The organism is Leptospira johnsonii, assembly GCF_003112675.1.
In the GTDB taxonomy this organism is placed as follows: Bacteria; Spirochaetota; Leptospiria; order Leptospirales; family Leptospiraceae; genus Leptospira_B; species Leptospira_B johnsonii.
In genome coordinates this window covers 1-19,383 of sequence record NZ_BFAY01000011.1, presented here as the reverse complement: position 1 = coordinate 19,383, position 19,383 = coordinate 1, and the positions used below count along the sequence as shown (strand labels likewise).

At 41.1% G+C, this 19,383-nt stretch carries 18 protein-coding genes; 8 read left to right on the top strand and 10 right to left on the bottom strand.

Annotation, left to right across the window (positions count from 1 at the left end; translation table 11 throughout):
* Positions 1–2: 2 nt before the first annotated feature.
* Positions 3–869 (top strand): MBL fold metallo-hydrolase, encoded by an 867-nt coding sequence (locus LPTSP_RS08890; RefSeq protein ID WP_108928460.1) that lies wholly within the window; start codon positions 3–5, stop codon positions 867–869.
* On the opposite strand, the gene LPTSP_RS08885 is transcribed toward LPTSP_RS08890, so the two are convergent.
* Positions 866–1,495 carry a lytic transglycosylase domain-containing protein gene (locus LPTSP_RS08885; protein ID WP_108928459.1) on the bottom strand — a complete coding sequence of 210 codons (630 nt, stop codon included), beginning with the start codon at positions 1,493–1,495 and terminating at the stop codon, positions 866–868. The two genes, LPTSP_RS08890 and LPTSP_RS08885, sit on opposite strands and share 4 nt — an antisense overlap.
* Positions 1,496–2,205: 710 nt before the next feature.
* On the opposite strand from LPTSP_RS08885, the gene LPTSP_RS08880 reads away from it, so the two are divergent.
* Complete coding sequence (locus tag LPTSP_RS08880) at positions 2,206–2,940, top strand: matrixin family metalloprotease (RefSeq protein WP_245915527.1); 735 nt, start codon at positions 2,206–2,208, stop codon at positions 2,938–2,940.
* Between the two features lie 57 nt (positions 2,941–2,997).
* Here the strand turns inward: LPTSP_RS08880 and LPTSP_RS08875 are convergent, their stop codons facing one another.
* Positions 2,998–4,491 (bottom strand): leucyl aminopeptidase, encoded by a 1,494-nt coding sequence (locus LPTSP_RS08875; RefSeq protein ID WP_108928458.1) that lies wholly within the window; start codon positions 4,489–4,491, stop codon positions 2,998–3,000.
* The gene (gene bcp / locus LPTSP_RS08870) at positions 4,488–4,967 is read right to left on the bottom strand and encodes a thioredoxin-dependent thiol peroxidase (RefSeq protein WP_100711603.1); all 480 of its coding nucleotides are present in this window, start codon (positions 4,965–4,967) and stop codon (positions 4,488–4,490) included. Before bcp ends, LPTSP_RS08875 begins: the two co-directional genes overlap by 4 nt.
* Positions 4,968–5,090: 123 nt before the next feature.
* On the opposite strand from bcp, the gene LPTSP_RS08865 reads away from it, so the two are divergent.
* Positions 5,091–5,465 carry a hypothetical protein gene (locus LPTSP_RS08865; RefSeq protein WP_108928457.1) on the top strand — a complete coding sequence of 125 codons (375 nt, stop codon included), beginning with the start codon at positions 5,091–5,093 and terminating at the stop codon, positions 5,463–5,465.
* Positions 5,466–5,507: 42 nt separating this feature from the next.
* Here LPTSP_RS08865 and LPTSP_RS08860 read toward each other — a convergent pair whose 3' ends face one another.
* The gene (locus LPTSP_RS08860) at positions 5,508–6,332 is read right to left on the bottom strand and encodes an SDR family NAD(P)-dependent oxidoreductase (protein WP_108928456.1); all 825 of its coding nucleotides are present in this window, start codon (positions 6,330–6,332) and stop codon (positions 5,508–5,510) included.
* 181 nt (positions 6,333–6,513) lie between these two features.
* On the opposite strand from LPTSP_RS08860, the gene LPTSP_RS19325 reads away from it, so the two are divergent.
* Together LPTSP_RS19325 and LPTSP_RS08850 are read left to right on the top strand one after the other, a co-directional pair.
* Positions 6,514–6,762 carry a cysteine rich repeat-containing protein gene (locus tag LPTSP_RS19325; protein ID WP_108928455.1) on the top strand — a complete coding sequence of 83 codons (249 nt, stop codon included), beginning with the start codon at positions 6,514–6,516 and terminating at the stop codon, positions 6,760–6,762.
* Between the two features lie 252 nt (positions 6,763–7,014).
* Positions 7,015–8,097 carry a glycosyl hydrolase family 18 protein gene (locus LPTSP_RS08850; protein ID WP_439957018.1) on the top strand — a complete coding sequence of 361 codons (1,083 nt, stop codon included), beginning with the start codon at positions 7,015–7,017 and terminating at the stop codon, positions 8,095–8,097.
* Positions 8,098–8,600: 503 nt separating this feature from the next.
* On the opposite strand, the gene LPTSP_RS08840 is transcribed toward LPTSP_RS08850, so the two are convergent.
* Positions 8,601–9,773 carry an acyl-CoA dehydrogenase family protein gene (locus tag LPTSP_RS08840; protein ID WP_108929845.1) on the bottom strand — a complete coding sequence of 391 codons (1,173 nt, stop codon included), beginning with the start codon at positions 9,771–9,773 and terminating at the stop codon, positions 8,601–8,603.
* Between the two features lie 141 nt (positions 9,774–9,914).
* Entirely contained in the window at positions 9,915–10,709 is a 795-nt protein-coding gene (locus LPTSP_RS08835) for a crotonase/enoyl-CoA hydratase family protein (RefSeq protein WP_108928452.1), read from the bottom strand.
* A 230-nt stretch (positions 10,710–10,939) separates the two neighbouring features.
* Between LPTSP_RS08835 and LPTSP_RS08830 the strand changes: the two genes are divergently transcribed.
* From LPTSP_RS08830 to LPTSP_RS08820, 3 genes are all read left to right on the top strand, one after another.
* Positions 10,940–12,076 carry a helix-turn-helix domain-containing protein gene (locus tag LPTSP_RS08830; protein ID WP_108928451.1) on the top strand — a complete coding sequence of 379 codons (1,137 nt, stop codon included), beginning with the start codon at positions 10,940–10,942 and terminating at the stop codon, positions 12,074–12,076.
* Positions 12,077–12,191: 115 nt separating this feature from the next.
* Positions 12,192–13,259: a fatty acid desaturase gene (locus LPTSP_RS08825; RefSeq protein ID WP_108928450.1), complete on the top strand. Its 1,068-nt coding sequence runs from the start codon at positions 12,192–12,194 to the stop codon at positions 13,257–13,259.
* Between the two features lie 21 nt (positions 13,260–13,280).
* Positions 13,281–14,558, top strand: coding sequence for a phthiocerol/phthiodiolone dimycocerosyl transferase family protein (locus tag LPTSP_RS08820; protein WP_108928449.1), 1,278 nt, complete (start codon positions 13,281–13,283; stop codon positions 14,556–14,558).
* Positions 14,559–14,685: 127 nt separating this feature from the next.
* Here LPTSP_RS08820 and LPTSP_RS08815 read toward each other — a convergent pair whose 3' ends face one another.
* The 4 genes from LPTSP_RS08815 to LPTSP_RS08800 all read right to left on the bottom strand — a co-directional run bounded on the left by LPTSP_RS08815 (position 14,686) and on the right by LPTSP_RS08800 (position 18,758).
* The gene (locus LPTSP_RS08815; protein ID WP_245915606.1) at positions 14,686–15,120 is read right to left on the bottom strand and encodes a hypothetical protein; all 435 of its coding nucleotides are present in this window, start codon (positions 15,118–15,120) and stop codon (positions 14,686–14,688) included.
* Positions 15,104–16,561, bottom strand: a complete 1,458-nt coding sequence (locus LPTSP_RS08810) for an APC family permease (RefSeq protein ID WP_108928448.1) — start codon at positions 16,559–16,561, stop codon at positions 15,104–15,106. The genes LPTSP_RS08815 and LPTSP_RS08810 overlap by 17 nt, the downstream gene beginning before the upstream one ends.
* Positions 16,562–16,762: 201 nt before the next feature.
* Positions 16,763–17,923, bottom strand: a complete 1,161-nt coding sequence (locus LPTSP_RS08805; protein WP_108928447.1) for an FAD-dependent oxidoreductase — start codon at positions 17,921–17,923, stop codon at positions 16,763–16,765.
* Between the two features lie 49 nt (positions 17,924–17,972).
* Entirely contained in the window at positions 17,973–18,758 is a 786-nt protein-coding gene (locus LPTSP_RS08800; protein WP_108929843.1) for a helix-turn-helix domain-containing protein, read from the bottom strand.
* Between the last annotated feature and the right edge of the window lie 625 nt (positions 18,759–19,383).

The window sequence follows — 19,383 nt, the reverse complement described above, 5'->3', positions numbered from 1 at the left end:
GTATGGCGACTTTGGCAAAAAGAAAGGTCCAAAATTCTCCCGGACAGATCTATGTAGATTCCAGTTGTATCGATTGCGAAACTTGTAGGATCTTAGCCTCGGATGTTTTCGGAGAAGACCAAACAGGTTCCTTCGTTAAAAAGCAGCCTGAAACAGAATCAGAAAAATTCCAAGCCTTACAAGCATTAGTTGCTTGTCCCACTGCCTCCATCGGAACTGAAGATCGCGTAGATCTCACGGAAGCAAAAGCATCTTTTCCAAGGCAGATCCAAGACGAGGTCTACCATTGCGGTTTTCATTCCAAGGATTCATTCGGAGCGTTCTCCTATTTGATTCTACGAGAAGAAGGTAACGTACTCGTGGATTCCCCCAGATATATTCCCTCACTTTCCGAAAAAATAAAAAATCTGGGCGGCATCAAATACCATTTTCTAACACATAGAGACGATATAGCGGATCACGAAAAATTCCATGCTGACTTTGGGACGCAAAGGATTATCCATGAAGGAGATCTATCCGCTATTCCTAACGCAGAGATAGTCATCAAAGGAAAGGAACCATTCTCTTTAAGCGAAGATCTATTGGTGATTCCCGGACCTGGACATACAAGGGGACATTCTACTTTATTATATAAACGTAAATTTCTATTTTCAGGAGATCATTTGGCATTTGATCCTAAGAGAGAAAGGCTGATAGCGTTCAGAGGAGCCTGCTGGTATTCTTGGGAAGAACAAACCAAGTCCATGCAGGACTTGGAAAATTATAGTTTTGAGTGGCTTCTTCCAGGCCACGGGCACCCCGCTCATACGGATCGGAAACGTATGAGCGAGATGCTTAGGTCCTGCGTTCTATGGATGCAAAAACGTTAGAATGATTCCCTGCTTCCCAAATACTCTTCCTGGCCTGAAAAAACGCTTTCTGCGTAGGCAGGAACTCCTCCCCATTTTTTAACAGCTGCCGGTCCCGCGTTGTAGGCGAGAAGTGCCTTGCGGATATTTCCCTCATGGGTTTCCAACAAATGGTTCAGATAGGAGACTCCGAGGTGGATATTTGTCTCCGGTTCTAGTAGGTCTTGCTTCTTGATACTTTTTCCTTCCCAAGATGCGATCCAGGATCCGGTTTGGGGCATGATCTGCATAAGCCCCAGAGCATTCTTCTTGGATCTGGCTTTTCGGTAGAATTCAGATTCCGTCTTGATGATCCCGAGAAGTAGTCCTACCTTCTCTCCTTTTTGGCAATAAACTCCGCAGGCGCTATTATTGATCCTTTCTGATTCCTTTTCTACGGTTAAGGAGAGAATTTCCAGCTCTGGTTCGGTAAGGCTTGGTCTCTCGGAGCGGATGTATTCTTTGATTTGGGTGGATTCGGGTAGGGAGTTCCTACCGGGTGTGCTCTTCCCAATAAGGGAGCCCGCGATTGGAGCCACTAGGGACTGGTAGAACAGGGGTAACGAGGCGATGAATATGTATCTTTTTCGGATTTTAGGCTGGAGCATTCTCCTTGCCTCCTCTCATGGTGCATTGCACCATATATGACCAGTCTTTTTGCGGCGCACTATGGACCAAGTAAAAAACTGTCCGGTTTTTGGAGTTGGGGCAAAAAAGTAGGCTTTTTGGGAGGGAATTTAGCCCTTAAGAAATTCAAAGGGAAGAAGGTAAGACAAAAGAAACATTTTTCATTTTAGAAATTTATTTCCAAATATGTAACTCTCATCCGTTCGCTCTAGTATTTTCTACCCTTCAACACATTCGTCGTGCTTACTTGCGATATCATCTCAACTACAAGATATTGGAAAAAAATTTCCGATAGAAGAATAAATCTTTCGGTATAAAGAAATTATAAAACTAGATCGGAACGTTTAGTGAGCATTTGGAAATAAATTTTCTAACCTAAAATGAGTATATGTATTTGCGTTCGCTTCTCAAAACGATTCTCATCTTATTGTAAACATAACATTCGATTTATTTAATATAATTTTTCAAAAATAAAAATTTTGATGCAAATTTTTGTAACTGCTTCGTCATAATATTAAGAACCGGAGATTTGTTGAATAAACAGGTCTGAAAAAGAAAAAATTCCTTCGCGCTGATCGATCCCGCGATAGAGAAAATTTAAAGATACATTACAAAAAGCTAAATCTGCATTCGTCGGATTCGATTTCTAAAAACAAAAACTCTGAAGTCGGATATTTTCTGGGGAAAAATAATGAGGGTATCTTTAGCTCTGTCCGTACTATGCCTTGTTGCATTTGCGCAATGTACCCAAATGGGCAATCCTTCTAGTGATCTCACTTGGGAGGAAAAACAACTTCTCTGGATTACCTACGGAGAAGAGATGAAAGGCGGCTTACAACTCACAAAATCAGCGGCTCAAAAATGGGGTCTTGGTATCGACGTCTATCCTGCCAAAACCAGAGTGGATAGAATGAGAAATACAATCGCCTTTACTGATTCGGGCAAATGTAATGTAGAAGGTATCTCGCACAAAAATGTAAAAGATTGTCAGCTATTCTCCTCTAATCCATTTTACCTCGCGGCTTGTTCCATCAGCGCAACTACCAAGATAGAAAATAGCGTCATTTTTATTTTTAAAGACAGGATCAAAGCAACTGCGGACGCAATGAGGATGGAAGGAAGCACCATCGATGCAAAAGAGTATATAATCGCAACAGTCGCCCACGAAGTAGGGCATTGTCTTGGGTTACAACATTCTCAAGATCCTAAAGATCTAATGTTCCCTATGCTGACAGGAAGTGTATTTGAGCCTAGTCGGACTGAAATGCATGCGGCCCAAGCATTATATGATTCTTCTTTACCCCCGGGCTCGATAGACGATTCCAATCTTTATACGAAACAATCAGACTTTACTTACTTAAAACAATATACCGTACCTTCGTTCGCGGTATTCGGAAATATAAATATGGAAGAGGAAGACCGATAACCCCAGACGGTGAAAGCCGATCGGTCTTCTATGGTGTGGATCGAAGATTGCCGGGGATTAAACTCCCCGGTTTTTTTCTAATTTTTCGGCCAAGTCTACAAGTAGTCTCACTCCGTATCCACTTGGTCCGTTCCCGATTTGGGTACCGGAGGATTTCTTTCTCCAGGCGGTCCCTGCGATATCAATATGCGCCCAGTCGATCCCTGAATCCACAAAACGTTCCAGGTATTTTGCGGCAGAAAGACTCCCTCCAGGACGTCCTGCAATATTACGTAAATCTGCTATATCGCTCTTTAGATCTTCGCCGTATTCTTCCCATAAAGGTAAGTTCCAAGTCCTTTCATCGGAAGAAGCGGAGGCATCGTCCAAAAGCCCACGCAGTTTGTCTGAGTTGCTCATAACTCCTGCGGCCTCATGGCCTAAGGAAATGATAATTGCTCCGGTCAAAGTGGCCAAATCTATCATGTAATCCGGTTTATATTTTTTTCCAATATAAGAAAGAACATCTCCTAAAACTAGACGGCCTTCCGCATCCGTGTTTTGGACTTCTACAGTAAGTCCGTTATGAGCGGTGTAAACGTCTCCCGGCTTCAGAGCGGCAGCATCCGGCATATTCTCCGCAACTCCGATGGCTGCAATTACCGGAACAGAGATGCCTAATTCTGCGATCGCACCGATTGCATGGATCACGGCTGCCGCACCACACATATCGTATTTCATTTCATGCATATCTTGTGCGGGCTTAATGCTGATTCCACCTGAATCGAATGTGAGACCTTTTCCGATCAAAGCTAATTTCTTTTTGGATTTCGCCTTAGGTGGGTTGTATTCCAAAACGATCATCTTCGGTTTTTTGTCGGAACCTTGGGAAACTGCGAGAATCCCGCCCATCTTTTCTTTTTTAAGTTGTGGTTCGTCCATCACGGTGATCTTGATGCCTGCTTCTTTTGCGATCTCTTTGGAACGAGAAACAAATTCTTCCGGAGTAAAATGATTCGCAGGAAGGTGAGCGATATATCTGGCACCGTTCACATATTTGCTTACAGCTCTGGATTTATCCAAACCAGCCTTTGCTGATTTTTCTGCATTAGGATCTTCTAATACGAAGCTTACGGGGCCGAATTTTCCTTTTTTCTCCTTAAAATCCTTTGCCAAGGCATTGATAGGGAATGCGCCTAGATCGATCGAGTTTGCGATCTGATATACTAAGGAAGAAGTAGAAAGAGTTTTGGTCAAAAATCTGGTAAGCTTGATCTCCAATCCTACCGAATCCCATTTGCGTAGTTTTTCTCCTATACTTAGGAAGATTTGAGCAACAGAACGAATGCTTACTTTGTTGGAGTTCCCCAGGCCTAGGTAGATAATTCTTTCCGACTCATCTGTAAAACTTTGTCCAGATTCTGCGGAGAATATACCGGACCGTATTTGGTCTGCAAATTTGGTCTCTAATTCTTTAGGCAGATTATCTTTTACAACAGGAATGACTTTATAAATATTTTTGGAAGTGTTCTTCCCGATACTAAAATTGATTTTTGATCTTTCTATTTTCATTTTTTGTCCAACGCCTTGATATCTCCGAGTATCTCATCCACGTGACCTTTCACGCTTACCTTTGGATAAACTTTCAAAATTTTCAGATCTGTCCCGATCAGGAAGGTGGTTCTGAGAATTCCCATAAATTCTCTCCCCATGAACTTTTTCAACTGCCAGACCCCATAGGCTTCGCAGATACTTCCGTCCTCGTCGGAGAGAAGAGTAAAATTGAGTTCTTGTTTTTCTATAAATTTCTGGTGGGACTTGACTGAATCCTTGGAGACACCGACCACGTTGTAGCCTTCTTTTTTCAGCCTAGCAAAATTATCCCTAAAATCGCAAGCCTCGGTAGTGCAACCTGGGGTTTGGTCCTTAGGATAAAAATATAATACCAAACCCTTTTTTCCGGCTAGATCCTTAAGAGAGACCTTTTCCCCGTCTTGGTTCAGGGTCGTAAAACTAGGGGCCTTGGACCCCGCTTTTAAAGTACTCATACAAAGACAAATGATAGGGAACTCGGCTACTATACAAGATTTTTTGTTTCGTTTCCGTTTTCGGGAGGGAAGAAGAAGGTAAAAAGCCTTGCGAAATCGAAAAAATCTGACGATAGTAAAAGTATGGATCCTAAAGAAAGAATGGAAATGATCCGTCATGGAAATCAGGCTTTCAACGAAGGTGATATCCGAAAGGCCAGGGAATGTTTTCTCAAAGCGGAATACAAGGACGGTCTCATTCGTTTAGGAGACCATTTCATGTTCGAGAAAAAACTTCCTATCCTCGCCTACGGTTATTATAAAAAAGCAGGTTACCAGAGAAGGATAGACGAAATTTTCCAAAGAATGTTATGGGCCCTCTCCCAATGGATCGGGCCGGATAAGTTCAAAAATCCCGAGCCAGAAAGAAAGGCTCCGGATCCGGAAGATTTTGTGGTCCACCCAATCTTAAGACAAACCGCTTTGGACATACTCAAGAAAAACGGAATGTCGATCTAAGCGTCACCGATAGCTATACTTTACGAAATTGATCCGTCTATTTTAGGATCTTCCCTTAAAACCTTCCATAGTTTTATAAACTCCGAAAATATTATCCGCGATCCAGTCGAAGACGGATATCGGAAGTATCCCTCTTAATGCGTTGGAAAGATAGATCGTCCAAGGTAAAAGTAATCTAGGTTTTCCTTTTTTCATGGCCTCCCAAACTTTTGAAGTTACATATTCAGGAGTAAGTATAGGAGTGAATAACATTCCTTTTACACCTTCGAACATTCCAGTGGAAATATAAGCGGGGTTTACGGTAGTAACCTTTACATGCCCATAACAGGCCTGGACTAATTCCAATCGTAAGGAATCACTCCATCCTGTTTCAGCCCATTTGGAAGCACAATATACGCTCATTTTGGGATTGGAGATCAGTCCTGCAGCGGAGGAAATATTTACGATCCTAAATTCTCCGGATTTATCGGATAACATTTTAGGAAGAAGGAACCTGGTTAAATACATCGGACCTAATGCGTTAACCGCCATTGTAGCTTCTATATCCGATTTAGGATCGTGTTCCCAGAAATACTTTCCTCTTACGATGCCTGCATTGTTTATAATTATATCAATCCCTCCCAATTGTGAATCGATCTTGGACACAGCATTTCTAACTTTTTCACGATCCGAAATATCTACAACGTCTGTAAAAATCTTAGTGGAATCCGATTTCAGTTCTTTCGCGGTGAGAAATAAGGCTTTAGAGTTTACGTCCCAGAGAACTAAAGCAGAGGCATTTTCTTGGACAGAAAGTTCTGCATAAATTTTACCCATACCCATTGCGGCGCCGGTTATTAATATTCTCTTTCCTTTTACAGTTTTCATATTATTTCCTCGGAAATCCTAAGTCTACCAAAGATCTTTATAATAGTATCAGGGGCGTCCTCATATTTTATAAGTAAGTTATCTGAGAAATATCAATAATTATTAATATCTTTGGTCTGAGTTGAATCGTTGACAAAGAGGAGATTGCGGATCTATTTTTATTAAATAAGCGGGTGTGCATATGTATAGATTGATATTTCTGTGTTTTGTAACTTTGATGGGTGTTTCGGTTTACGCACAGAGTGGGGGTTCCGGAAAGCCTAAAATGGGAGGTCCTGGAAGTCCTTGTTTTGAGGATAGACAAAAGTATTGTAAGGATATTCCGAAAGGTCAAGGAAGGATCCGAGATTGTTTGATGGAAAACTCGGATAAATTATCACCCGCATGTAAAGAACATCTGGAAAAAAGGTGGGGGCAAAAAAAATCCTAAAAGGGTCCTAAAATCCTATCCTTTTAAAAAGAAATCTTCTATCTCATTTCGGAGGATTCGGTATCTTGTCTTCTAGAATCCCCCGAAATGCTCCCGAACAAGATCTTATATCCATTCTATCTCTTATTCATCTTTCTGATCCTTCCTAATTGTTTTTTTTCCGGAAACGATCGGAAGAATGACCCAAACACGCAATCACATCCGCCAGTCGAAAGACTTTATGCTTCTACCTGGTCCCAGGATTTTTATGCGATGATGAAATATGTCCATCTTTACGATGAGATCCATCCGTTTTTGTATAATTTGGAAGGTGGGCGCAGCAATACCGGTCGTATACTTTCCGTTTGGAAAAAAGATGAGATAGACGAAAGGATCCGTTGGCTAAGGCTCATGTCTCCTCGAACATTGATCATTCCCACTATCTTTCGTTGGGAAAATGATTATGAAAAAGTCTCGGATGTGATCGGTTTGAATGGGAATACCAAGGTGAGAGACCTTCATATCCAGAATATACTCAAAGAGATAGATACGTACGGATACGATGGTATTGATATAGATTATGAAGGGATGACATGCGAGAAGAAGGAAGTATTTCAGGAATTTCTAATACTTCTCCGGGACGAGCTACATAAAAAAGGGAAGATACTATCTGTGGCCATCCACCCTAAGACTGTTGCAGAAAAACCTTCCGTATATGCGTGCAAAGGTTTGAAGTCTCCGATCCAAGTGGATTTTTACGAAGCGTATAGAGGTCAGTTGACCCACGATTATGAATTTTTAGGAAAAGTTGCAGATAAGGTCAAAATTATGGCCTATGAACTACATCCTCGTAAACAAGGTTTTCCGGGGCCGGGGCCTCAGGCGCCGGATTGGTGGATCGATAAAATTTTAGAATATGCTGTTGCTCGTGTCCCGAACGACAAGCTATACATGGCGATACCTACGTATGGATACGATTGGGCATTACACTGCGAGGCAGAAACAAAGTCGGTCTATTATTCTAGGGCAAAATGGATCCGAGAAAAAATGGCTCCCAGAAAAGAAGAGCCTACAGATGTATTAGAAATTTTTAAAACGCAGCCCAAAGCAGGGGATTGGACATATCTCAGGCCTTATTTGTATAGACACCAAGGTCATGTATATTCAGATCCTTCTCTCTGGTATAGAATGGGCGGTTGTGATCGGGTAGCATTCTATATGAATCGAAGCGCTTTTGAAAAGAAGATGAAAATATTGGATAAATACAAGATCCGAGGATTTTCCTTCTGGCAATTAATAGAGGATAACGATCCTGAGATCCACAAATATCTGGAAGAAAAATTAGGAAGAGAATAACGTTCCAATTCCTTAGAGAATTGAATAGTAAAAGGCTAATGTAAATGCGGGTATAGAGATAATTATATCAGCAAGAACTGAAATCAAGACCCCGATTGTGATAGAAGCTAATCTGTCTAGTCCGCCTTTCTTTTCTGTGGATTCGCTGGGATTTAGAAAAAATACTACGCAGGCTATTGAGATCGTTTTGATCAAAAAATATGAGATAACGACAAAATTTAATCTATCCTCAGCGATGTTGATTATTAAAAAGTATAGTAAAAGTAGAAATCCAAAATCGAAACACGAAAGAATTATGGACTGAATTGTCCGATTCTCATTTTTGTTTTCGTAATATTTTTTGTAATAGTTTGCAATCCAGAAATTAACTATGAGCTTCAGTATCATAAATAAAGAAGCAAAGATTTCTGGTTTTGGTTCTAAGGTGTGAGCTATAATCAATTTTAGGTCTCTCAATCCAGTTTACAATACGTATATCAAAACTAAATCTGAATCCAGACAAATTAATTCTCCTTCATGATACTTCCGGAGATGATCAGTTTCTGGATCTCACTCGTTCCTCCTCCTATCTCTCCTAATCGGGTGTCTCTGTATAGACGAGAAACTTTATACTCGTCCATATAGCCTGCGCCTCCATGGATCTGGACCGCAAGATTTGTGACTTCTCTTGCTGCAGTGGTGGCGAATAATTTGCAAGCGGCACATTTTCCGGAAAGGCTCATGCTCGGTTTTCCTTCCGATTCGATTTTTTCCATTTCCCAGGCGGTATTATAAGTAAGCCATTTCGCCGCTTCGTATTTGGAATAAATTTCCGCCAGCATGAATGCGACGCCTTGGTGTTGGTAAATTGGTTTGCCGAAACTTTTGCGGGAAGCAGCAAAAGATTTGGATTCATCAAGACAAGCCTTCATGACTCCCAAGGAATACGCGGCTAAAGAAAGTCTTTCCGCATTAAAGGTTTGCATGGTTTGTCTAAAACCTTTTCCTAATTTACCTAAGATATTCACTTCTGGAACTTCTACATCTTCAAAGAATAACGCTCCAGTTGGAGATGCCTTCAGTCCCATCTTGTCCATTGCAGCGGATCTGGAGATACCTTTGGAATTTAGATCTACGATAAAATGAGTGAGTCCTTTTTCCTTTCCGGTCTCGTCTTGGGTTCTTGCAAGAACCAAACAATAGTCTGCGTTGGGAGCATTTGTGATAAAGGTTTTTTGACCGGAGAGAATGTAACGATCTGTTCCAGATTTCTTAGCAAGAGAAGAAAGTCCTGAAACATCAGAACCTCCGTCAGGTTCGGTGACTCCTAAGGAGCCGATGGTCTTACCGGAAATAATATCAGGCAAATATTTTTTCTTCTGATCTAGAGTTCCAAAGTGTTTGATAGGCAGTCCGAATAATCCTGCGGAAGCTCCTCCGCTAAAAAAAGTAGAACCACAATATTCGGAGACGATCTCCATAGCCAAGGTACTCAAAAAAACTCCAGCGCCCTGTCCGCCGAATTCTTCTTCGTGTAAAAGACCAAGGTAGCCAGCCTCTCCTAACTTGAGATAATGAGATCTGGGAAGTTCCTTTGTTTTATCTGCTTCTTCTGCATAAGGATGGATCTCCTTTTTGCAAAAATTACGAAATGATTCTGTGAACTCTTGTTCATCTGAGCTTAGGCTGAAATCCATTTTTGGTTCCTCGGATCCTGCTAAACTCAAAGAATCAGATGCGAAGGCAAGTAGAATTCCCTGCCTCCGAATATCGTTCGTTAAGAATACAAGCTGAAGATGGATTTCAACGGAAATGATATATTCAGAAAATATGAAATACTATTTTCCTTTGAAAACAGCGGTTCTTTTTTCCAATAAGGAACGGATCCCTTCTTGTCCGTCTTCCGATCTTAAACAATCAGTCACCAGAGGTAAAAGATCATCGATAGCTTCCAAATCTCCTACTTCGATGGCTTTTCGTGCGTTTGCTAAGACTGCATCTATTGCCTTAGGAGCCTGTGCGGAAATTTTTTCGGCAAGTTCGATTGCCCTTGGTAATAATTCTTTTTTAGGAAGGACCTCCTGTACCAGTCCGATCCTGTAGGCCTCGTTCGCATCAAAACTGTCGCCCGTTAGGATATGTTTCATAGCATTTCCCCAGCCGGCAGTTCTTACAAATCGGATCGTTGCTCCACCAAAAGGTAAAATGCCTCTTTGCACTTCCATTTGAGCGAACATAGTTTTTTCTGCGGCGAGTGCAATATCGGAAGCCAACATCAATTCGATCCCTAAAGTTAGGCAAAACCCATGGACAGCAGTGATCAAAGGTTTTTTTCGGACCCTGTTTGTTCCTCCAGTATCCCAAGGGTTGATATTTCCGGTTTGGAAAAAACTTCTACCTCTTTCAATGATCGATTTTGCGACATCCTCCAACTCCAAACCGAAAGTAAAATGAAGACCGTTAGCATATAGAACTGCACATCTGGAACTTGGATCATCTTCGTAAACGGTGAGAGCGTCACTTAACTCCATGATCATTTGTGTATTCATTGCATTTCTGGCATCGGGTCGGTTGAGTGCGATACTAAAGACTGGACCCTTTTTTTCGATTTGGATATAAGTATAAGATTTCATAAAATCCTCCGTAGCGGGTAGACCATATAGTCTACTCTTCATGTCCCATGTCGTTTGTTTTTTTAAATTTGATGTCAAACTTTTTGTTTTTTGAGAAAAGCCGATTTTGTGTCCTTACTAAAGTAATCGCAGTTAATGATTTGAATAAGGCTAAAATCGTTTCCAATTTTAGCTTGTAGGATCTCCTACAGAAGGTTGACAACACTGACAGATAGTGGATAAAGCCTTGGATGCCTAATATTCCGATCTATCCTCCGGAACATATCACTCAATCTCCGGCTTTCTGGATTTTGGTTTCCTTTGCAATTTTTGGAACGTATCTCGGGGCTTTATTAGCTATAGGGCAGAATATTCTAGAAAGGAAAACTGCGCTCAATCGTTTACTTTCCCTATTGTTTGTATGTCTAGGATTATTGCAGGGCACTTGTTTATTTTATGTGTTCGGACTTTCTTCTTCTTTTCCTAGAATAGTACTCCTTCATATTCCTATTTTGGGTTCTATAGGTCCGATCTTATATGGAATCCATAAGATTATCCAAAATTCAGAATTCGAAAAATCTGCATTAGGTTTAAGTCCCAAACATTCCATTTTGCCCGGGATCATTTGGGTCTTGTATTTTTTAAGTTTTATTCCGGATCAAGAATCAATCAGAGAAGGCATTCGATCTTTCTCTCTGACAAGAGGAGCATTTGATCTGATCTTTCTCATTCCACTTTTGATACTCGCTGCCTATATTGGCGGGCTATTGAGAGGGAGTAGAATATTATTTAAACCGAATGTTTTGAAAGAAGAGTGGACTGCAAGGGTCCTGCTCTATATCATTCTTGCCACAATCGCAAACCATTCCGTAGGTGCATTTTTTCTAATAGATAAGAACCCTCTCTTTCTGTTGGTCAGCGCTTCTATGATGGCCTTAAGTCTTTGTGTTTCCTATTTGATCGGGAGAAGGTACCCTGCTTATTTCCAAAACCTACAAGAGGTCGCAAGAGTCACTTTCCAGAAATATTCCCGCTCCTTACTCCAAGGAATGGACATAAGTGCACTCAGAGGAAATTTGCTACAAGCAATGGAAGTCGAAAAACTATACAAAGACGAGGACTTAAGTTTGGCGAGTTTAGCGGACGACTTAGGACTTTCTTCTCACCAACTTTCCGAGCTGATCAATCAGGAAATGGGTAAAAATTTTTCCGCATTTGTAAACGAGTACAGGATCCGAGAGGCTTGCGAGCTACTTTCCAAAAACAAGGATTCTTCTGTCCTGGATATCGCCTATGAGGTGGGATTTAGGAGTAAAACTTCCTTCCATAGGGCGTTTCAAAAAGAAGTTGGAATTCCTCCATCCGAATATAGGGAGAAAAATTCGTAGGTAACGGTCCCATCCTATCAATTGAAACCGGTTTTGCGGTATCGGTTTATAGAATGGAACGACGGATCTAAGATCGTTTCGTATAATTCTCATCATAAGTTATATGGGAGTGGATATGAATTCCTTAGCTCTTGAGCGAAAAAACATTTCGGATCGATTTACCGAAAAAGAAAAAACAAAACGTATCATCAAGTGGATCCGCTATTCGGATTCCAAACTCAGAAAGCGTTTCTCTTTTTTAAGATACCAAAACGCGATCGGATTCGGGATCACCATGGGTTCCGCTTTCGGAATGATCCTATTAGGAAGTTTGTATGTAATGGATATCATTCCATTCTGGGCTTGCATTATAGGCAACGGGATCTTGGCTTCTTTTCTTCATGAGATGGAGCACGATTTGATCCATAGTATTTATTTTAAAGAAAGTCCTAAAATGCAAAATTTTCTATTTTGGATGGTCTGGTTATTCCGTGCGAATACGGTTAATCCTTGGTTTAGAAAGGAGATCCATCTTCTTCATCATAAGCTTTCAGGAAACATAGAGGATATAGAAGAAAGATTTATCAGCAATGGAATGCCTTGGGGGATCAGGCGTATACTTGTGATGATAGATCCGATTATGGCAGTGGTTCTACAAGGACCTAAGATCAGAAGGGACGCGATCCGTTATCTTAAAAAAATAAAAGCTAAACCGATTAAGGGACCATATCGTTTAGTTTACCTTCTTCTTTGGTATTCATTCTTGATCTGGGGAATGGTTTCTTTGATCAACTGGGCCTTAGGTAGCCTGATACAAGAAACTGGAACAGCTGCAAACATTCATAATTTCTTAAATACTGCAGCAGTGGTATATTTGATCCCTTGTTGGCTTAGACAATCCGCGATCCAGATCGTTTCTTCCAATATGCATTATTACGGGGATGTGAAGAGTTTATACCAACAAACCCAAGTATTGGATTCTTGGTGGATATTACCTTTACATTTGTTCTGTTTTAATTTTGGAGCCACTCATGGGATCCATCATTTTGTGGTAACGCAGCCGTTCTATTTACGACAAGCAGTCGCACCTAAAGTAAAACCACTCTTAAAAAAATATGGAATTCGTTTTAACGACTTTGAAAGTATGACAAGGGCGAATCGTTACCAAAAAGAAGAAATGGATGGTATTGCGATTCCGGCCTAATACTTTAAAGTCGGAAATGGCATGCAAAATTTAAAAGAATCTGAAAGGCCACAAGGTCAATTCATTCGATCTTTAGACCAAGCGGAGGCAAATTTCTGGTTATACGACCGTGCCTCCTCTATGAACTTCTGCGTAATGGCAGAAGGAGAAGGTTCTTTCTCGGAAGAAAGTTTACGCAAAGCACTGGACCTTATCCAAAGCAAACATGCGTTAGCTAAGGTTCAGATCTTAAAACAAGCCGGACAAGATTCTCATTTATACTTTGCGACCTCGGACAAAAAAATCCCCATCCAAAAAGATCTCTATTCTAACGATTGGAAATCTAAATTAGCCAAAGAAACTATCAGGCTTTTTGAATTGGGGGATTCTCCCTTAATCAGAACTATATTGTATACTTCCGGAAATTCGAAATTTGCGATCGGTGTTATTTTTCATCATAGTATTGGAGATGGAAGATCTGGTTGCAGATTTCTTTTAGATGTACTCAGAGCGAGTACGGGAGAAGCAGATGAGATTGAGGCAGACGGAGAATATTCTTCCTTAATGGAATTGTATCCCGCAGAAGAATTATACAAAGGCGGACCCAAGCCGGAAAAACCATTATCCATTCCTCAATTCTCTCGTAAAAAGGAAGAACAAGATCCCGAGATAATCAGTTTTTATTTGGAAGAAGAAGACGTAGATTCTCTATTAAAAACTTCTAAACAAAAAAAGATCTCCTTTCATGGGATCTTAGGCGCTTCTCAGGTAACTGCGCTTGCTGATTTTTTTGATAGAGGGCAAGAAGGAGTGTTATATCTTTCTACTCCTGCGGATCTAAGACCTCATTTAAGCCATCCGGTGCCTGATTCCGCATTAGGACTTTATATTTCTCTATTCACGACTCCGGTGAATATCAGAGATCCTTTCGATATAAAAGCAAAAGCTATTATGAATGACGTAAGGGCTCGTATTGGAAGAAGGGAAGGTAGGGCATTTTATGAACTTCTTCCTCCTTCCGAACAATTTTTGGAAAAAGAAGATGGGCTAAAACTTTTTCAATTATTAATGAGCCGAAATCCTCAATCCAGTTTGTTGAGTAATGTAGGGATTATCCCGGTCCTAAGTTCCGAAGAGATAAAAGTTAAAGAACTTTCTTTTACAGTTCATCCTGCTTTGACGCAGACAGTTTTTACGACTGTGACAACTTACGAAAATAGAATGGCTATCAATATAAACTACGACAAAAATCGTTGGAAAGACGCGGATATCTCTCAGTTCGCATATTCCTTCCGGAAGAATATACTTTCGAATTCCTAAGGATTAGGAAATTATAAAGTATATTTAGAGATCAAAATGTTTTCATTTAAGTGCAGCTTGTTTGATTGAAAATTTAATTTCGCTCCGCTTCGATCACCCTTCGGATTTTTCGCTCCCTAGGGGTCGCTCAAAAAGGAAGAATCCGTTTTCTATTTATAAAAACCCTTCTTCCTAGGATCCAGCCCCAGATTAAGATCACGCAACCAAGATAAGATATCAGATTTGGGACTAAAAGAATTTTGACTTCTGCAAGAACGGGAACTTGCATAGTTAAGCCTGCAAGCATCAGAATTGTATGGATTTCCGCCACTCTTGCCTTCTTCTCGTCCAGATATTTGCCTAATCCGCCTCCAGTGATAAATGCAAGAGCCCCAAAGATAGCTCCGGTTCTTCCGATGTAAGCAGAGAAAAATTCAAAGTTTTGAATATCAGGAAATTGGAATAGAATGATAAACGGACGAGAAAATAGGAAACTTAAGGAAACAATTCCTAAATACCTATGAAGTCTAAGTTTGTTTTTAGGAGAAAGTTCCAACGCAGAAAACTTAAGCTCGATCTCCACTGCCAACCGGAATTGGTTCGTTTTCCGGAAGTAAACTTAAACCACCGGGTTCCAATTCCGGTTCGGAAATAGTATCGATCGAGATCTGTTTAGATTTCTTAGAAAGTTTAAAATAATAATACAACGGAACAGAGAATAGAGTGAACCCAAAACCCCAGAGAGCTTCTGCACTTTTATTATAGAGCAACGTTCCTATTATAAGAATATTAGAAAGTATGTATAAGTAAGTAGAATACGGATAACCTGGGATCTTGAACTCATTCTTTAAATGTCTTTTTTCGAAAATAACAGGAGTGTAGGCAGTGATCGTTGCAAGTAGTAGAGTGGAGCAGGTGATCAGATATAAAAGTGATTCAATCTCTTTTACGAAACAAAAAAGGCAGGCATATAAAAACTGAAAGATCAACGATTTGTAAGGGCTATGATATTTGGAATGTAATTTGGCCATACTTGGGAAAAAGAATCCATCCCTCGCCATCGCAAAATAGATCCTGGAACCACCGATTATATAAGCGGAAATTCCGCCCAAAAACACCCAGCAAATAAACGCTGTGATCAGAATATTCACACCTTTCCCAAATAAAAATCCGGAAGCTGTTACGCCTATTTTTTCGTCTCCCGCCAAAAGTTGTACGGGGGCAGAACTTAAATACAGAAAATTGATCAGAACATAAAGGAAGGTGACCAAAATGCAGGAAACGATTACGGATTTGTAGATGTTCTTCTCAGGATCTTTAACTTCTTCGGCTACATAAGTAATCATGTTCCAGCCCAAATAGGAAAAAGTGACTGGAATCGCTCCAGCCAGCAAAAGATTCCATCCATGTAAATCGGAAGGGATCAGTGGGAAGGATTCAAAATTTTGAATATTATAATTTCCTATAGTAAATCCTAATCCCACAAATGCAACAAGGCCTAAAATTTTGAAAGTGGTGAAAAAATTCTGGATGCGAGAGGCGAACCCAATCCCGAAAAAGTTAACGATCGAAAAAAATAAGATCGTGGAAATTCCCAGAATCTGGGCTACACCTAATGAAAATGTGATCCCCAAAAACTTGGACTCAAAGAAATAAATGTCCCAACTTGGATTGAATAAAGTAAGAAACGATTTAGAGAACGCGATCGCAGAAAGAGAGATAGACGCCGAAAAATTCACCGAAAGAGAAAGCCATCCGCTGGAAAACGCAACAATAGGAGAGTAGGCTTCCTTTAGATAAACGTAATCTCCTCCTGCGTATGGAAAAATGCTCGCCGATTTCGCATAACTCATCGCACCTGCAATCGCTAAGAGACCACCTAAGATCCAACAAAGAAGCGCCCAATTCGGATTGGAAGTTTGGGTCAGTATATAACCCGTAGTGATAAAAATCCCCGGTCCTACCATGGAGCTGAACATAAGAGAAATAGAATCGTAAAGATTAAGAGAGCGGCGAAGTTTCATTTCGAGTTTTGGTCAAGATAGCCCTTTTACTTTCGTCCACAAGACATTTTCAAGCCCTATTGGAGGGATCTCAGAAAAGCTTTCCTCGATGATCGAGGCGGTAAGAACTGTGTTTTATTAGCTTACGATAAAATTACAAGCGATGGGCAGTTAGGTCCCTAAGTGCTATCTTTTATAGTAAGAGCGGCATCTTGTAGGGTTTCAGAACTTCAGTGTTCCGCGTGTGAAAAACTCCATAGCTTTGATGCCGATGCCCTTGGTAAGTATTCCCCACTTGGAGGATGGCGAAGCTTCGGCATTCCTCTTCTCTGCAGCTTCGCCGAGCGTTCGAGATTCCTGAGTGCGGCTCCGCTGGAATTCTCTCTTGTCGGTCTCCGTGAACCCTCGCGTAATGATCTCGCATAATGCCCTTGCGTCCTTTAACGCCATACTAATTCCCTGTCCGCCCGGTCCGTACGGATGTGCTGCGTCCCCGATGAGAATCATCCTATTGCTATACCACCGAGTCGGCGGCTTCCCGTTGTAGACCGGACCGTAAGCCAGTATGGCTTCCGTGTCATTTGTCCACAGTTCATACTTGCCTCTGAGCTCGGGACGCCATTGCTCGGCTCGTCTCGCCAGCTCTGCCTTCACGTTAGCCTGCGTTACCTGTTTTGCGTCAGCTTCTGGCATATGGATGTGAGTCCACATGAAGATGCTTTTCTGGGTCGCGGCCTCGTTCACCTTTCCGCAAGAAGCAATCCCAATTGAATGACCAGGATAGTGATCCATTGTCATTGCGATCTTAGTTTCATCCTTAGTGAGGAGCCCTACCCCGATGTACCCAGCGTAAACCTTCGATGATCCCTGCCCGGGATTCAGTATCTTTCGGAGTGTAGAGCCAACTCCATCAGCCCCCACAACGAGGGTGCCCTTCACCTTTTCGCCCGATTCCGAGATCACCTCGACCCCTTCGTCTGACTCGGTTATGCTTTCGACCTTGAATCCGGTCACGATGGGGATTCCTAGGGAACCTGCTCTTTTCATAAGCTGTTCATGGAGTGCCAGTCTTGTGACCATGATTGCGGATGGGTAGGATGCGTCTTCCTTAGGGGCAGAAAAGCGGGAAGAGAGAGCGCCGAAGGTCATCTGAATCCCCTCGGTATCTTCGCCGATAGCGTCTAACTTCATAAATCTCAAGACCTTGACGCCTTGGTTGGATACTCGCACACCACTCGTCACGCCATTGGAATGTTCTTTTGATTCCAGAACTTGACTTTCAATTCCCTGTTCGGCCAGCATGATAGCAAGGCTGAGACCAGCCACCCCCGCGCCGACGATAATAACTTGAGCATTGGCATTAGTATTTCTTGATACTTTCATCCTGCCTCCATCATAAGTAAATTTAAACTTCAGTTAGAATTTACTTCAATTACAAGGCAGTTAATAGAATAAATCGGTCATTTCTATTCCGAAAAAGCTCCTTCGGATTTGTTCCGGAATACTTCTTGATTTCTCTAATGAAATGACTCTGATCGGAAAAATCGAGTTCAGGGAATAGCTTTCCAAGTTTAATATGACTTAGCGAACTTTTGAAACGGATGACCTTGCAATACTCTTTCAGCGATAAGCCAAATTTTTGTTTGAAGTAGCGATTGATTTGGCGGCTGCTCCAAAAAACTTTGTCAGCCATCAATTTAACAGGCATAGTACCATTCGAGTCGTATATCAACTGAAATAGCCTTTGCTTTCGGTCGTCAAAATTCGAATCAATTCGCGAGACTAATAATTCAGAAATTTTCTGAGAAAACCCTTCAAAATCTGAAAGATCATTTTCTGAAATCCCCCAAAAATTGCTTGGAAGTTGTCGCTCGCTGTTAAGGAGAAATCCTACTTCAAAATCAAGTAGATATTCGATGGCAAGCAGCTTAAAGCTCACGGCAAACATGATTCCGCCAGCGGGGATAACATTTTTTTCGGGAAGTGTGGCTAATCCCATTTGCATGGCTCGAAAGGGTTGGGTCAATGAAATGGAAAAAATTATATCGAGCCTTCCATCAGGTAATACAACAACTTCGTGGTCTTTCTTAGAATCATTCTTGAGCATCCAGATGCTGTCGACAAAAGGCTCTAAAATTGGTATTGGCTTATTAATGCTAAAATCAATCTGACCTTTGATCAAAGGTGGCTTGCGTGATAATTCGTTTGGGTAATTCATACATTTAAACTTTTCTCCCCACTCAGCTAAGACCGTATCCTTGCCCATAAATTCAAGTATAGGTAAGTAATTAATACATAGGCCCCATTTTTACAATTCTCATCAATCCCTTAAAGATGGTAAGTGGTCCGACGGTGAATCGATCCTCAAATTTGAACCGGGTAGGTTCCATAGAGTATCCCGGTTTTACACGGAATTTTGATCCCACGTGATTCATAGAACTCATTGCGAATCATATCGATCTTCAAGACACATTAAGATATCATAATAAACTAAACCTATGTCCCCAAGGGCGCCGAAGCCTTGAAATCTCTTTGAATTTAGATTTGAATTATGTCACATTAAAGATGCCGATTTTAAAATTAAGATAAGATCGATTTGCAAAATTTCTATAAAAACGGTTTGACTGGCCGAGTCGATTTTGTATCTTGGTCTTCTGGCCGTTTTCCGGTCAGTAACCGAAATTTTCGGGTAGGACGGCATTCGCCCTTCGAACCGTAAGTTTAGGGAAGAAATAAAGTTCTTTTACAACGAATATAACTGCGAATGAGAAATTAAAATTTTTTATTAGCTGAGATTAGATTATGGTGATGAGTTCGCCATAATATTAATAATCTCGAACACT